The 15,611-nt window shown below is 63.3% G+C and carries 14 protein-coding genes, 1 tRNA gene and 1 other RNA gene; all 16 read left to right on the top strand.

Translation table 11 applies throughout. The annotated features are described in order from the left end of the window. Positions 1-17: 17 nt before the first annotated feature. The 16 genes from IT350_09530 (at position 18) to IT350_09455 (ending at position 15,609) form a co-directional block, all read left to right on the top strand. Positions 18-218, top strand: coding sequence for a 30S ribosomal protein S21 (locus IT350_09530; protein MCC6158281.1), 201 nt, complete (start codon positions 18-20; stop codon positions 216-218). 19 nt (positions 219-237) lie between these two features. After that, positions 238-687: a GatB/YqeY domain-containing protein gene (locus tag IT350_09525; protein MCC6158280.1), complete on the top strand. Its 450-nt coding sequence runs from the start codon at positions 238-240 to the stop codon at positions 685-687. 44 nt (positions 688-731) lie between these two features. After that, entirely contained in the window at positions 732-1,205 is a 474-nt protein-coding gene (locus tag IT350_09520; protein ID MCC6158279.1) for a CvpA family protein, read from the top strand. A gap of 27 nt (positions 1,206-1,232) precedes the next feature. Beyond that, the gene (locus tag IT350_09515) at positions 1,233-3,035 is read left to right on the top strand and encodes a DNA primase (protein MCC6158278.1); all 1,803 of its coding nucleotides are present in this window, start codon (positions 1,233-1,235) and stop codon (positions 3,033-3,035) included. Further along, positions 3,032-4,807 (top strand): RNA polymerase sigma factor RpoD, encoded by a 1,776-nt coding sequence (gene rpoD, locus IT350_09510; GenBank protein ID MCC6158277.1) that lies wholly within the window; start codon positions 3,032-3,034, stop codon positions 4,805-4,807. The genes IT350_09515 and rpoD overlap by 4 nt, the downstream gene beginning before the upstream one ends. 67 nt (positions 4,808-4,874) lie before the next feature. Continuing rightward, positions 4,875-4,947: transfer RNA gene (locus IT350_09505), tRNA-Ile, on the top strand. Between the two features lie 136 nt (positions 4,948-5,083). Beyond that, the gene (locus tag IT350_09500; GenBank protein ID MCC6158276.1) at positions 5,084-6,199 is read left to right on the top strand and encodes a Nif3-like dinuclear metal center hexameric protein; all 1,116 of its coding nucleotides are present in this window, start codon (positions 5,084-5,086) and stop codon (positions 6,197-6,199) included. A 22-nt stretch (positions 6,200-6,221) separates the two neighbouring features. Further along, a complete protein-coding gene (locus IT350_09495) occupies positions 6,222-6,977 on the top strand; it encodes a hypothetical protein (GenBank protein ID MCC6158275.1) in 756 nt (251 codons plus the stop codon). 242 nt (positions 6,978-7,219) lie between these two features. Then, positions 7,220-7,615, top strand: coding sequence for a ribonuclease HI family protein (locus IT350_09490; protein ID MCC6158274.1), 396 nt, complete (start codon positions 7,220-7,222; stop codon positions 7,613-7,615). A gap of 42 nt (positions 7,616-7,657) precedes the next feature. Beyond that, positions 7,658-8,046, top strand: an RNA gene (gene rnpB, locus IT350_09485) — RNase P RNA component class A. 184 nt (positions 8,047-8,230) lie between these two features. Next, positions 8,231-9,496, top strand: a complete 1,266-nt coding sequence (locus tag IT350_09480; protein ID MCC6158273.1) for a carboxypeptidase regulatory-like domain-containing protein — start codon at positions 8,231-8,233, stop codon at positions 9,494-9,496. Positions 9,497-9,526: 30 nt separating this feature from the next. Beyond that, positions 9,527-10,684: a hypothetical protein gene (locus IT350_09475; GenBank protein ID MCC6158272.1), complete on the top strand. Its 1,158-nt coding sequence runs from the start codon at positions 9,527-9,529 to the stop codon at positions 10,682-10,684. Between the two features lie 103 nt (positions 10,685-10,787). Beyond that, on the top strand, positions 10,788-11,867 hold the full coding sequence (locus tag IT350_09470; GenBank protein ID MCC6158271.1) for a PhoH family protein: 1,080 nt from the start codon (positions 10,788-10,790) through the stop codon (positions 11,865-11,867). Continuing rightward, entirely contained in the window at positions 11,845-14,223 is a 2,379-nt protein-coding gene (locus IT350_09465; GenBank protein MCC6158270.1) for an HDIG domain-containing protein, read from the top strand. Before IT350_09470 ends, IT350_09465 begins: the two co-directional genes overlap by 23 nt. After that, a complete protein-coding gene (gene ybeY, locus IT350_09460) occupies positions 14,168-14,668 on the top strand; it encodes an rRNA maturation RNase YbeY (GenBank protein MCC6158269.1) in 501 nt (166 codons plus the stop codon). Before IT350_09465 ends, ybeY begins: the two co-directional genes overlap by 56 nt. Before the next feature lie 98 nt (positions 14,669-14,766). Then, the gene (locus IT350_09455) at positions 14,767-15,609 is read left to right on the top strand and encodes an HlyC/CorC family transporter (protein MCC6158268.1); all 843 of its coding nucleotides are present in this window, start codon (positions 14,767-14,769) and stop codon (positions 15,607-15,609) included. Positions 15,610-15,611: the final 2 nt, after the last annotated feature.

The following is a 15,611-nucleotide window of genomic DNA, read 5'->3' as shown; positions in this document are numbered from 1 at the left end:
GGGAGGGATCCGTACGCATGGCTGGAGTTCGTGCTCGTGAAAATGAGCCGCTTCAAAGCGCTTTGAAGCGCTTCAAGCGTCAGTGCGAAAAGGCCGGCATCCTGTCGGAAGTTCGCAAACGGGAGTTTTACGAAAAGCCGAGCGTGCGTCGCAAGCGCAAGGCCGCCGCGGCCCGAAAGCGCCTGCTCAAGAAGCTCCGCAAGCTGGAGCGCACGTAATCCTTCGGAGGGGACGGCCGTGACCGATTGGCTCGCACGGGTGAATCAGGATCTGATTGCCGCGATGAAAAGCCACGAGACCGTTCGGGTCTCGGTTCTGCGCATGGTCAAGTCCGATCTGAACAAGGTGAAGATCGAAAAGGGCGACCTGTCCGAACAGGACGCCCTTTCCGTTTTGAAGCGGGCCGTCAGCCAGCGCAGGGATTCGATCGAGGCGTATCGCAAGGCGGGTCGCGAGGATCTGGCCGCGACCGAAGCCGCCGAGATCGCGGTGCTCGATGCCTACATGCCGAAAGAACTGACGGACGAAGAACTGGTGTCGCTGGTGGACGAGGCGGTTCGCGAGACGGGTGCGACGTCGCCGCGCGACATGGGCAAGGTGATGAAGGCGGTGATCGCGAAAGCGGCGGGAGCCGCGGACGGGAAGCGGATCAAGGAGCAGGTTGAAAAAGCTCTGGCCCGCCTGTAGAGTCCCCTCAATCGAGCGTCTTTTTCTCGGGTCACGAACGATTCATGCCGTATATCGACCTGGTCATTCTGGTCGTCGTCGCGATTTTTGCCGGTAAGGGATACGTCAAGGGATTCTTCAACGAGTTCCTGACCTTTCTCGGCTTCATCGTCGCGATTTTTCTGTCGACCAACCTGTACGGTCCGATCGGATCGTGGTTCTCGAAGATGCTGGGCGTGAACGCGGGGCTGGGACGTTTCGCGGCCTTTCTGCTGCTCTTCCTGGTGACGACCTTCGGCTTCGCGTCGGTCGGCGTCATGCTGTCGAAGGGTGCGAAGAAACTCGACCTGACCGGCGCGAACCGCGCGCTGGGCGCCGCGTTCGGCGGCGCGAAGGGTTTTCTGGGCGTGGGTGTGATTCTGGCGGTGATCGTCAAGGGCGCGGTGTCGCCCAAGGTCGCCGCGGGCGTGAAAGGGTCGTTCCTCGCGCCCTTCGCAACGGCGTTCTTTCAGAAACTGATGGACGTGATCCAGCTCTAACCCGTTCCGGTGTCGGGAGTTGGTTCGATGGCGCGGGTATCTGAACATCAAATCGAGGAGATCCGCCGTCGCGCGGATATCGTCGAGGTCGTCGGTCGCGTCGTGCCGCTTCGCCGCGCGGGCCGCGCGCAGGTGGGACTGTGCCCGTTCCATCAGGAGAAAACGCCGAGCTTTCACGTCAATCCCGACCGCCAGATTTTCAAGTGTTTCGGTTGCGGCAAGGGCGGCGACGTCGTGAAGTTCGTCATGGAGTATCACGGCGTCGAGTTCGTCGAGGCGCTGCGCCTGCTCGCCGATCAGGTCGGAATCCAGATCCAATTCGAGATCGGCGGGTCCGAAGAACCCAAAGGGCTGCGTGAGCAGCTTTTCGCGATCAACGATTTCGCCGCGGACTGGTTCCGGCGCTGCCTGACCGCCGAGCACGAGGGCGTCCTCGCGCGCGACTATCTGCATCGGCGAGGGATCGACCCCGAGATGGGCCGCCGATTCGGGCTCGGTTTCGCGCCGGATTCCTGGGACGCTCTGTCCGGCGCGTTGCGTTCCCGGGGATTCACGCCGGAGCGCGCCGCCGACGCCGGCGTTCTCGTGAAGAGCGAGAAGGGGACATTTTACGATCGCTTTCGCGGACGGCTCATGTTCCCGATCCGCAACACGGCCGGGAAGGTGATCGCGTTTTCCGGTCGCGTGCTCGTCGGCGACGACAAGGCCAAGTACATCAATTCGAGCGAAAGCCGGATCTTCACGAAAGGCCAGAATTTCTACGGCCTCGATCTGGCGACTGACGGCATTCGCCGCGCAGGCCGCGCGATTCTTTGCGAGGGCAACCTCGACGTCATCATGCTGCACCAATACGGTTTCTCCGAATCGCTCGCCGCGCTGGGCACGGCGCTCACCGAGGATCACGTCCGCCGGCTGCTTCGTTCGACGAACAACGTGTTTCTGGTTTTCGACGCCGACGAGGCCGGCCAAAAAGCCATGGAGCGCGCGATGGACCTGTTCGCGACCACCGACGTCGAGCCGCGCTGCGTGATTCTGTCGGCGGGCGACGACCCCGACAGCTTCCTGCGACGGGAGGGCGCGGATGCATTCGCCGCGCGGGTGGCCGCCGCGCCGACGATGCTCGAGTTCGTCGTGAATCGCGCCTTTGCGGCGCAGTCGTCGGACGCTACCGGTCGCGCCAGGGCGGTGAACGCGCTCGTGCCCGCGCTCGCTAAGATTCACAACGCCGTGATGCAGAGCACGTGGATCCGGCAGGTGGCGGAACGCGCCCGGGTGACCGAGGCGGCAATCCGCCACGAGATGCGGACGCTGCGCCGTCCACGACCCGAAGCGGCCGGGGCATCGCGTCCCGACGCGCGCGAGGCGCCGCGCGCCGACGCGGAAAAAGGGATTCTGAAGTTGATGCTCATCCACCCGCGATTCGCGTACCCATTTGACGAGGACCGCCTGATTGATCTATTCACCCGACCTGATTTAAAACAACTGGCTTCCCTGGTCGTGGAACGCTGCCTGGAAAGTCAGGATGACCGGGAGATGCGCATCGCCGAGCTCGTCGGTTCGCTCGAGGATTCGGAACTGCAGGACGAGATCGCGGGCTGGGCGATGGATGAGGATCGCATCGAGGAGAAGAGCGCCGATCTGGCGTACGTCGAATTTCGTCGGCGCCTGGCGACCGAACACGCGAAGCGGCGATTCGACGCGGTCGCGGACGAGCTCGATCGAGCGAGGCACGACGGGAATGAAGGGCGCGAAATGGAGTTGATGGTGGAAAAACGGCGGCTGCGCGCGCAGATCGACGAGCTGGCGCGGGAAGGGTCGGTGGTCTCATGACGGTCCAGACGAATACGAGCGAGCCCGCGGTCTCCAAGGACAAGGAGATCAAGGAACTCAAGCAACTGATCGATCTGGGCAAGCAGCGCGGCTACCTGACCTACGACGAGGTCAACGAGCTGCTGCCGACCGACCTGTTTTCGTCCGAGCAGATCGACGACGTGATGATCATGTTCGACGAGCTCGACATCGACATCGTCGATGAGAACCAGCCCGTCAAGGAAAAGGAAGAGAAGAAGAAAAGCGCCGCCGATGACGAAGACGAGGAGATCGACGCGGACACGATCGGCAAGACCAACGATCCCGTCCGCATGTACCTGCGCGAGATGGGCTCGGTCGCGCTGCTCACGCGCGAGGGCGAGGTCGAGATCGCCAAGCGCATCGAGAAGGGCTCGCAGGATGCCCTGCGCGCGATCCTCTCGTCGCCGCTCACATCGCAGTTGATGGGCATTCTCAAGCAGCGGCTCGCCGACGGCACGGTCAAGGTTCGCGACATCATCAAGGGCCTCGACGAGGAACGCGAGATCACGAACGAGGACAAGATCATCCAGCGGGTGATCAATAACATCGCCAAGATCCAGGCCAACGACGAGAAGATCCTCTCGGACATGACGGCGATCGCCAAACGTCGGCTCAGCCAGACGGAACGCTCGAACCTGAAAAAGCGCATCAACCGCGCCCGGGCGAGCACGTTCAAGATCCTCGAGGAGATCAATCTGAGCGAGACCGTCGTCAACCGCATCATCGACCACCACGTGCGGCTGTACCGGTTCATTCACGAACAGGAAAAGCGTCACGACCACATCCTCAAGAAAACCGCCCTCACGGCGACGGAATTCCGCAAGACCATTCGGCTCACCGCGGAGATGAAGGAGTTCCGCAAGGTTTGCCGGCAGAAGAAGCTCGATGTCGATCTGATGCTCCACTACGAGAAGGAGTGGAAGGACGCCGAGCAGCTCACGCGGCAGATCGAAAAGGACGCGATGCAAAAAGTCGGGCCGCTGCGCGCCATCGTGGCCGAGGCGGAAACCGGCCGGCGCATGGCGTCGCAGGCGAAGACCGAGCTGATCGAGGCCAACCTGCGGCTCGTGGTGTCGATCGCCAAGAAGTACACGAACCGTGGATTGCAGTTCCTGGATCTCATCCAGGAGGGCAACATCGGCCTCATGAAGGCCGTGGACAAGTTCGAGTACAAGCGCGGGTACAAGTTCTCGACCTACGCGACGTGGTGGATCCGTCAGGCGATCACGCGCGCGATCGCCGATCAGGCGCGCACGATCCGCATTCCCGTGCACATGATCGAGACGATCAACAAGCTCGTGCGCACAAGCCGCTATCTGGTGCAGGAGATCGGTCGCGAACCGACGCCGGAAGAGATCGCGGAGAAGATGGACCTGCCGCTCGACAAGGTGCGCAAGGTTCTCAAGATTGCGAAGGAGCCGATTTCGCTCGAAACGCCGATCGGCGAGGAGGAAGACTCCCATCTCGGCGACTTCATCGAGGATAAGAAGGTGGTCAGCCCGGCCGAGGCCGTCATGCAGGCGAACCTCGCCGACCAAACGCGCAAGGTGCTCGCGACGTTGACTCCGCGAGAAGAAAAAGTTCTTCGCATGCGGTTCGGGATCGGCGAACGCTCGGACCACACCCTGGAAGAGGTCGGACAGGACTTTGCGGTCACGCGCGAACGCATTCGGCAGATCGAAGCCAAGGCGCTGCGCAAACTGCGTCATCCGAGTCGCAGCAAGAAACTGCGCGCGTTCATGGAGAGTTGAGACGGACCTTCGCGAGGCCGACGAGCCGAGCGCGGTCCGACGTCCGATTGGAAGCACGAGGCCGAGCGGGCCCATAGCTCAGTTGGTAGAGCTGCCGGCTCATAACCGGTTGGTCGTAGGTTCGAGTCCTGCTGGGCCCACGCACGATATGACTTGGCTCGATATGAGTCGGCTCGATTTGACAAGGGATGTGAGCATGGCTTTGTTCCGCGAAGCGACGCATCGGAAGATTCCGATGCGTTTTTTTTCTTCGCACATCGCCAGGGGGATGCTGTCGTGACGACGATCGGCGACATCATTTCGCGACTCGACTCTCTCTATCCGCCGACGCTCGCCGAGGAATGGGACAACGTGGGGCTGCTCGTCGGATCGCCGGGCGCCGAGGCGCGGGGTGTCGCCGCGGCGCTCGAGGCGACGGCGGAAACGATCGGAGAAGCCGCGCGCATCGGCGCGAACCTTCTCGTCACGCATCATCCGTTGCTCTTCAAACCGCTTTCCGCGATTCGTTTCGACCGCCCGGTGGGAGCGCTCATCGCCGATGCCGTGCGTCGGGACGTTGCGATTTTTGTCATTCACACCAACGCCGACTGGGCCGAGGGCGGACTCAACGATCGTCTCGCGAACTCGCTCGGACTGACCGACGTGCGTCCGCTGGAGCCGACGGCGCGCACGACGCAGTTCAAGCTGGTCACCTTCGTTCCGCCGGACCGCGTGCACGAGGTGTCGATGGCGATGTTCGCAGCCGGCGCGGGGGTGATCGGCAACTACTCGTGCTGCTCGTTTCAGCTCGATGGCACGGGGACATTCTTTCCCGAGGCCGGGGCGAGTCCGTTCGCGGGAGCCCTCGGCGAACTGGCGCGCGAGAACGAGACCCGTCTCGAGGTGCTGATCGACGAACATCGGATGGGCGCGGTCGTCGCGGCGATGGTTGCCGCGCATCCGTACGAAGAAGTCGCATACGATGTCTATCCGCTGCGCTCGAATCCGCGACGCGACGGCGTGGCTCGCGTGGGGACATTTGCGGAGCCGGTTGTTCCGAGGGAACTGGCGACGACGCTCCGACAGGTCACCGGCGCACGGCGCGTCGTCGGCGCGGGCCCGCTCGATCGCCTCGTTCGCAGGGCCGTGATCTGCACGGGCGCGGGGGCGTCGCTCATCGAGAAGGCTGCGCGACTCGGCGATGCGATGCTCGTGACCGGCGACCTGAAGTATCACGATGCAAGGCACGCCGAAGATTTGGGTGTTGCGGTACTCGACATCGGACACTTCGCGTCGGAAATCGACTTCGCCCGCATGGTCGAGTCGGCGCTCGGCGAGTCGTTGAGGCGGGATGGGATCGATGTGGCCGTGCACGCGCTGCGCGTGGAGCGCGATCCGATGGAATCGCTGTGAATCAAAACGTGAGGGAGATTTGGTGGTCGAACTAAGAGATCAAATTCATGCCTTGGGGAACCTGCAGGAAATCGACAGCCGCATCGATCGGCTCAGCGAAGAGAATGCGAATCTTCCGCTGAAGATCGCCCAGTACGAGGCGCGTGTGGAGAAGGCGAAGCGGGAACTCGAGGCCGCTCAGGCGGGAGTCGAGGAACTGCAGAAGCGTCGCCGCGACAAAGAGCGAGAGTTGCAGGACGGCGAAGCGCGGCTCGCGGCCGATCGAAAAAAGATCATGAACGTCCACAACGACGCCGAGTATCAGGCGCTTCAAAAGGAGATCGCGCACCACGAATCGGCCAACGACGCCCGGTCGGAGGAGATCCTGATCCTGCTCGAACGCATCGAGCAGGACGAATTGGCGGTGAAGAAGGCGCGACTGGTCCACGAGACGACGCGGACCAAGGCCGATGTCGAGATCGCCAAACTTCGGGCGCGCCTGGCGCAGGTTCCGGATGAATTGGCCGAGGCCGTCGCGGAGCGCAAGGAATTCTCGAAGGACGTGGATGCGCCGCTGCTCAAAAGGTACGACCAGCTTCGCACGCAAAAAGGCGGCATTGCGATCGCCAAGGCGAACGGCGGCACCTGCCAGGGTTGTCACATCACGGTGTCGCCGTTGGTCGTGAACAAGCTTCAGGTCTATCGCGAAGTCATTCAGTGCGCGAACTGCCGCCGCATTCTCTATTGGGACGGTCCGTCGCGCGTGAACACGGCGTCCGCGCCGGGGGGTGACGCGTGAAGGACGGAGAGGAACTGCGTCGAAAGAGGTTGGGATCCCTTCTGCACGCAACGGCCGCAAGCCCATATCTTCCCATGATCGCGCGCGAGGCCGGCGTGGACGAGTCCTTGGCACGCAAGATTCTGCATGCGACGGCGCAGTCGCTCGATCCGAGAGTTGCGTCGTCCACCGACCGGAATCCCACTCCCGGGCGCGAAGAAACGGTCCCGGAGCCCGCGTTCGAAGCAAAACCCGCGTCGAAGATGATCCTGAATACCGATGGCGCGTCTCGCGGCAATCCAGGTCCGGCGGGAGCCGGGGCGTTCCTCGCCATGCCGGACGGCAGTTTGGTCGGCGCTTACAAGAAATATCTGGGCCACGCGACCAACAACGTCGCGGAGTATCAGGCGGTGATTCTGGGTCTCGAAGAAGCGGCGAAGGCGGGCGCGACGGAGATCGAACTCCGCGCCGATTCGGAACTCGTCGTGCGCCAGTTGACCGGCGTCTACAAGATCAAGGATCCCACCCTCGCCGATCTCGCCCGCATCGTGAAGGCAAAGGAAAAGCGCTTTCGGCGCGTGCTGTACCGCCATGTGCCGCGCGAGCAGAACGTGATCGCCGATCGACTCAGCAACGAAGCGATCGACGAGCGCGCCTGACGCGCTTTCGCGCATCGCGAATCCCGGCTAATCTGACGAAGTCGAAGCGGCCGAGGCGACCGCCGGCGGCGCGAGCCGCGGGAGGAAAGTCCGGGCACCGCAGGGCAGGGTGCCGGCTAACGGCCGGCGGGGGCGACCCCAGGGAAAGTGCCACAGAAATTACACCGCCCAAGCGGCGCGCGAGCGCCGACGGCAAGGGTGAAATGGTGCGGCAAGAGCGCACCCGCGACAGCCGGGAGACCGGCGGCGAGGCAAACCCCACCCGGTGCAAGGCCAAATCGGGGTGTTACGGGCGGCTCGTCCAAGACCCCGGGTCGGCTGCTGGAGGCGATCGGCAACGGTCGTCCTAGAGGAATGGTCGTCGCGGGCGGACGCGTTCGTGGGGAGCGCCCCGTCCGGACAGAACCCGGCTTACCAGGCCGCTTCGACCCCCATTTTCAAGCCCGCGAGCCGCGTTTTCACGCACTCTTGACCGGCTTCAAATTCGCGGCGGCGGCCGATTTCGCATTGACTTCACCGCGCCTCAAATTACAATCGAACCATAAGGGCGCAATTGACCGGACTTTTCTTGCGGCCTGCGTGTGACCCGCCGATGCGCGGCGAAGGTGGTGTGGCATGAAACTCAGGTTATTCGCGGTGATGGCGATCGCCGGCGGACTGGCGATGATCGCCGCCGGCGCCGGTGTCGGAGACGACACGCCGATCGTGACCGAATTCGGCGACTCGTCGAACGCACAGACAACGGGGGACTACGTCATGTTCCCGAGCCTGATCGAGGCCCGGCAGGACGTGTTCACCCCCGAGATCGACTTGGCATTGGCGCTCGGCGACATTCAGGGGATCGCGGTTAACGCGGAAGGCGGTCAGGCGCTGTCCGGGGTGGATGTCGAGTTATTCGAGGACGACGGAACGCCGGTGGATTCCACGACGACCGCCGCCGACGGCACCTACGTGTTTCCGGCGCTGCAGGATCTCGACTACTACATCACGCTCAACACGCCCGGCTTCATGGAGACGAAGATCTGGACGCGGGCGCCCGCCGACGCCGTGACGCAGCTCCCCGAAGGCAAGATGGTGCGCGAGCCGGTGGTCGTGCACGGGACCGCGGCCGGGTTCATCCGCAACGCGCTCACCGGCGGCCCGCTCAACGGTGTCGATCTGGAATTTCGTCGCGGTATCAACGCCCCGACCACCGAGCCGGTGCTCTACACCGCGCGAACCACCTTCACGGGTCGGTACATCGTCAACAACATGCGCGCCGGTGTTTACACGGCGCGGGCCGCGGCAACGACGAACATGTGCGAGTCGAACATCATCGTCTGGACGCAGGGCGCGATGACGATCGACAACCAAAACGCCGCGCTCAGCCAGGCGTTGCTCGAAGGCCAGATGCGCGTCGTGCTCACGTGGGGCGCAACTCCGAGCGACCTCGACTCGCACCTGTGGGCGCCCCACCGGGGATGTGATTCGCAGAACCCGTACCACCTGTATTACGCGGCACTGGGATGCGGGGTCATCGTGAACCTCGACGTGGACGACACATTGTCGTATGGTCCGGAAACCACGACGATCGGCTTGAGCCAGGACCCGGTGATCGGAGAGACCTACAGTTTCCTGGTTCACGACTTCACCAACCTCAGTTCCGGCGGTTCGCAGGCGATGTCGAACTCGCAGGGACTCGAGGTTAACGTCTATTCGTCCGGCGGCGCGGCCGAGTGCCTGCAAACGACGTTCACGATGCCGCCGAATACGCCCGCCACGGTCTGGCATGTGTTCACGGCGGTCTGGGATGGTGTTTACTGGACCATCAACCCGATTCCGCCCGAGGACGCGTTCTGCTTCCAAAGCAGCCCGAGTCTGGTCGGTCCGACGTGTCCGTAACCGTGGTAGTGAAGGGATCGGACGGCTGAAATGAATCGATATCGGTTGGGCGTGATCGCCCTGATTTGCGGTGTGATGACGGCAGCGACGGCGGGGGCGATCCTCGTCGATTTCGAAGGCGGCAACGACGGCGCGAACGTCGTTTCGCCGGACCCCTCGATCGTGTTTTCGCCGGCAGGCGGATTCAATTGGGTTTACGGCGATTGGACCGCGAACGGTCCGGTGCCCGGGGAACCCAAGTACAACGGACCCCATCCCGACGGGGCGCTCTGGTCCGAGGGAGACTTCTTTGCGTGGATGGGCGCGGATCGCGACGAGGGTCTGATCACATTCCCGGACGGCGTCTCGTCCGTGACCGTGGGTTATTCCTCCTCATACGGAATGACCATCAACGCCTACAACCAGTTCAACGTCCTCGTCGATACCGATTCGGGCGGCATCAACTCCAACACCGGCGCGCTCGACGTTCTCACCGTCGAGGGCAGCATCTCGTACATCCGCATCGAAAGCCTCGGCAACCATTGGATCATCGACAACCTGGAAACCGATTTCGAGCCGCTGTGCGATGAAGACGCCGATTGCCAGGACGACGTATTCTGCAACGGCGAAGAGAAGTGCGTCGACCTCAAGTGCGAACCGGGTGAGCCGGTCGAGTGCGCCGACGACGAGTTGTGGTGCAACGGCGAGGAATTCTGCGACGAGAGCATCGCCGACTGCGGCCACCGGAACGCGCCCGACTGCGGCGGCGACGGCGTGTACTGCAACGGCGGCGCGTTCTGCGACGAAGACGCCGACGCCTGCGACGAGCAGGAACCGCCCGAGTGTCCCGACGACGGGCAGTACTGCAACGGCGCGGAACTCTGCGACGAAGAAATCGACGACTGCGGACACTCCGACGTCCCGATGTGCCCCGACGACGGCGTGTACTGCAACGGCGCGGATTATTGCGACGAGGAGTCGGATTCGTGCCTGACGGGCGACCCGCCGGTCTGTCCCAACGACGGCGAATTCTGCAACGGTCCCGAGATCTGTTCCAACGACGAGTCCGCGTGCATCTCCGCGGGAAATCCCTGCGACAACGACGAGGTGTGCGACGAGGACAACGCGCGCTGCGTGACCGAGGAACCCCCCACGCCCGCGGCGGGATGGCCCGAGGGCGAAATCACGGGCGGATGTTGTTCCTGCTGAGGCGCCTGTTGCTCCTGCCGAACGCCATGAACCGGAATTCGAATTCACCAACCCTCGGCCCGGAGTTCGCTCCGGGCCGTCGCCCGTAACGGGCCTGCCGAAAATGCCCTCCGACCGATTTGCCAACGATCGCCAGAACCGCGGAGCGCGGCATTCCGCCGACACCGCAGCGCCGATCGAGTTCGAAATCGGCGAGATCGCGCGGACCGTTTGCGGCGAGCAGGACGAGAACCTGCGCGCCATCGAGCGGGTGCTCGGCGTGCGTTTGTCGGCGCGCGGCACCAAGCTCTTCGTCGAAGGCGCGCCGCACGACGTCGTCATGGTTCGCAAGCTGATCGAGCAGGTCCGTGGCCTGCTGGAAGAGGGTTACGTCGTCAACGCCGACGACATCGAACACGCCACGAACATCCTCGCGTCGGGCCGTGTCAAAAACCTCAAGGAGGTTTTTCTCGACAAGATCCTCGTCAATCCCAAACGCCGGGCGGTGGCGCCGAAGAGCGTCAATCAGAAGGCGTACATCGACTCCATCCGCACGTGCGACATCGTCTTCGGTATCGGACCGGCGGGAACGGGAAAGACCTACCTCGCCATGGCGATGGCGGTGGCGTCGCTGACCGCGGGAGAGGTCGAGCGCATCATTTTGTGTCGCCCGGCGGTTGAGGCGGGAGAAAAGCTCGGCTTTCTTCCCGGCGACCTGATGGAAAAGGTCAATCCGTATCTGCGTCCACTTTACGACGCCCTGCACGACATGATTCCCTTCGAAAAGGTGAAACGCTATATCGAGCGCGGCGTCATCGAAATCGCGCCGCTCGCGTTCATGCGCGGGCGCACGCTCAACGACTCGTTCGTGATCCTCGACGAGGCGCAGAACACGACGCCGGAGCAGATGAAAATGTTTCTCACGCGCCTGGGCTTCCACAGCAAGGCGGTGGTGACCGGCGACGTGACGCAGATCGACCTTGGCCCGGGCGCGATGTCGGGGCTGGTGGTCATCCGCGAGATCCTGCGCGACGTGCGCCGGATCGCATTTGTCGAGTTCGACCGGACCGATGTGGTGCGGCATCCCCTGGTGCAGGACATCATCCGCGCCTACGAGAATTTCGAGTCGTCGCGCGAGAACCGTCCGGAGCGTCCGGCTCGGGAGCGCGGGAGAGTCAACGGTGGGGACGAGCCGGTTTCGTAAGAAGAGCGCCGGCGCGACCGACGCGATCACCGAATGGCCCAATCGACTGCTGAAGGCCATGGCGGGCGGGCGTTTGAAGCGCTTCATCGACCGTCGTTGGCCGCTCACCCTTGTGACGTCCCTGCTCGTCGCGTTGTTCGTTTCGCCGGAGCTCATCGTCTTCACCCCCGATTATCAGGAAGGCGAGTACGTTCAGCGCGCGGTGAAGGCGCGGCATTCGATGACCGTCGAGGATGTCGAAAGCACGCGCGCCCGCCGGGAGCAGGCCGCGGGCGAGACGCCGCCGGTTTATGACATCAATTCCGAAACGGCATCCGAGCAGGCGCGGCGGCTAGACGACGCGTTCGACCGTCTCGGAGATGCGCTCGGTTTCGAGTCGAATTCCGCGTCGGGCGAGGTGCGCCTGACCTCGCGCGACGAACTTGCCGACGCGCGATCGCGCTTTCTCGAAACGCTGGGCACGGAGGCCCTCGGGCCGCAGGAATTCCAGACGCTGGCGAATCCGTCGGTCGCCGCCGAGGTGCGGGGATTGGCCCGGCAAATCCTCGAGCTGTCGACGGACCGCTACGTCGTCACCGACCTCGACGAATTCAGGACGAGACTGGACGAAATGCCGAAAGGCAAGCGCGTCTATGTCGTCCGCGACGTGGCGACCGGCAAGGAATCCAGTGAGAGCGGAACGGAGAAGGTCGTGGACGCGTCCGCGTTCGAGAAAGACGCCGAACGGCGCGTGCGTTTGGCGGCGACGGACAAACGCGCGGCGCAGATCGCGGCGAAGATCGGCGTCGCCCTCTCCGGGGTCAACACGACTTTCAACCCGGCGCAGACGGCCAAACGCCGGCAAGACGCGCGCGAAGCCGTTCTGCCGTCTCTCGTGAAATACGCGAAGAATCAGGTGATCGTGGGCGAGGGCGAAAAGATCACGGCCGAAAAGCTCGCGATCCTGAACCAGATCCATCTCGGCGCACCGGGCGCGAGCCGCTGGTTCGCCTTCGCCGCGACGGCTTCTCTCGTCTTCCTTCTGCAATACATCGTCATCGTGTTCGGGCAGCGCAACATCCGAAAATTTCGCGTGGCGACGCGCGATCTGGCGTTGCTCGGACTGGTCGTCGTGGGGACGGCGCTTCTCGCGCGGCTGGGCACTCTCGTCTCGGGAGTCGTGACCGAAACCTTCGAGTTCATGCCCGACACCGCCATGCATTACGCGATGCCGGTCGCCGCCACCGCCATGCTCGTGCGCATCGTCCTCAACTCCGAGGTCGCGATCTTTGCCGCACTGATCGTCTCGGTCATCGCGGGGCTGCTGCTCGGCGGCGACCATGCGTTCACGGTTTACGTTCTCATCGGATCGGTGGCCGGCGCGCACTTCGTGGGACGCCAGTCGCGGCGACTCATGCTGCTTCGGGCCGGACTGTTCGTCGGTCTTGTGAACGCCGCGACACTTGTCGGACTCGAGGCGTTGCCGGGCTCGTGGTCCGACTTCGCGTCCTGGTCCACGCTGTTCGATGTCGTGGGCGGCGCGGTCGGTGGAGCGCTGTGCGGCGTCATGGTGCTCGCCGCTTTGCCGGTGGTGGAGAGTCTGTTCGGCTACACGAGCAACATCTCGCTGCTCGAACTCGCGAGCCTGAACCACCCGCTGCTCAAGGACATGGTGCTGCGCGCGCCGGGAACCTACAACCACTCGACGATCGTGGGTTCGCTCGCCGAGGCGGGCGCCGAGTCGATCGCCGCCAATCCGTTGCTCGCGAAGGTGGCGGCGATCTATCACGATGTCGGCAAACTGAATAAACCCGAGTACTTTTCCGAGAACTACCCGCCCGACGAGAATCCGCACGACAAGCTCTATCCGTCGATGTCGGTGCTGATTCTGACGTCGCACGTGCGTGAGGGCGTCGAACTCGCGCGGCGGCATCGGCTCGGCGATCAGATCGTCGATGTGATCCGGCAGCATCACGGAACGAGCCTGATTCGCAAGCATTTCGAGCGGGCGAAGCAGAGCGCCGATGGACGCACCTCCCTGAACGAAGAAGATTTTCGCTATCCGGGACCGAGGCCGCAGACCCGCGAAGCGGCGCTTGTCATGCTCGCGAACGCGGTCGAGGTCCGGGCGGGGCAACTGCCCAATCCGACGCCGGCCCGCCTCGAGGAGTGCATTTCGGACACCATCAACGAATTTTTCCTCGATGGGCAACTCTCCGAAAGCGACCTGACGCTGCGCGATCTGGGGCGGGTCTCCAAAGCCTTCCTCAAAGTTCTCGCGGGTTTCTATCACAGCCGCATCGAGTATCCGGAAGACGCCAATGCCAAAAAGCGCCCCCTCCAGGTCGTCCAGGGCCACCCGGGTTCAAATTCTTGACGAGCAGAACCTGATCGACCTGCCGATTCCCAAGATCCGCCGCATGACCGCGAATGTGCTGAAGGCTTGCGGAAAATCGGGATGGGAACTGTCGGTCGTGTTCGTCGACGACGCGCGGATTCGCGAGTGGAACCGGCAGTGGCTCGGGAAGAATCGCGCGACAAACGTGCTCTCGATGAGCCAGCAGGAGAGTGCCGACCCGGACGCGCCGGGGACGGAGCACCGCGTGCTGGGCGACGTGGTGGTTTCGGTCGAGACCTGCGCCCGCAACGCCGCCAAAGTCGGTATGGCGCCGATCGACGAGATCGCTTATTGCCTCATCCACGGAATCTGCCACCTGCTAGGATACGATCACGAGGGCGTGGAAACCCGCCGCGCCGCCGAGATGTCCGCCGTGGAGCAGGACCTTTTTCACCGTTTTGGGCGTGACATTTTTTCGTCCTGACACGTCTTCTTGATTTCTTTCGTCCGGCTGATTCAAGATATCGGTCTGTGGGAATTGTGGTAGCCGCGAATGCGGCGGGCGCGGGGGAGGCGCCGATATTGTCAACTCGAAGCGTACTCGAACGAATCAGGGAACTATTTTCCGATCCGCGCAACGGGGCCGAATCGCCCGAGGAGCGCCTGGAAGAGATCATCGACGAGGCCGAACGCGAGGGCCTGATCGACGACGAAGCCTCCGAGATGGTGCAGGGCATTTTGGACCTCGCGAACACCTCGGCCGCCGAGGTGATGGTCCCGCGCATCAGTCTGTCGGCCGTGCCCGAGACGATCGTGGTCGATGACCTGCTCGCGTCGATCGTCGAATTCGGCCACTCGAGAATCCCCGTGTACAGCGGCAGCATCGATCGCATCGTGGGGATTCTCTACGTCAAGGACCTGTTCCGGTTCTGGGGCCGCGATTCCGAGATTCGGCTTGCCGACGTGATGCGCGAGCCATACTTCATTCCCGAGAGCAAGCCGCTCTCCGATCTGCTCACCGAGTTCAAGGCGCGAAAGATTCAGCTCGCCATTGTCGTGGACGAATACGGCGGAACCAGCGGACTGGTGTCGATGGAGGACATCCTCGAAATGATCGTGGGCGACATCGCCGACGAATACGACACGGAGGAGGACACCGAGATGCTTCGTGTTGAAGACGGTCACGTCGTCGCATCCGGACGGCTCGGGATCTCGGATCTCGCGGACCACTTCGACACCGAAGCGCCCGAGGGCGGATTCACCACCGTGGGCGGATGGATCTTCGATCGGATCGGACGCGTCCCCGAAGTGGGCGAGGAGTTCGAGTTCGACGGATTTCAGGTGCGCGTCGAGACCGCCGACCCGCGTCAGATCACGACCGTCTCGGTCTCGTACGTCGGTGACTTGCCGCTCGCGCCGACGTGATT

The sequence above is a fragment of the Deltaproteobacteria bacterium genome (assembly GCA_020845895.1).
In the GTDB taxonomy this organism is placed as follows: Bacteria; Lernaellota; Lernaellaia; order JACKCT01; family JACKCT01; genus JADLEX01.
The sequence above is the reverse complement of the archived record's forward strand: the minus strand, read 5'-3'. Positions and strand labels throughout refer to the sequence as shown.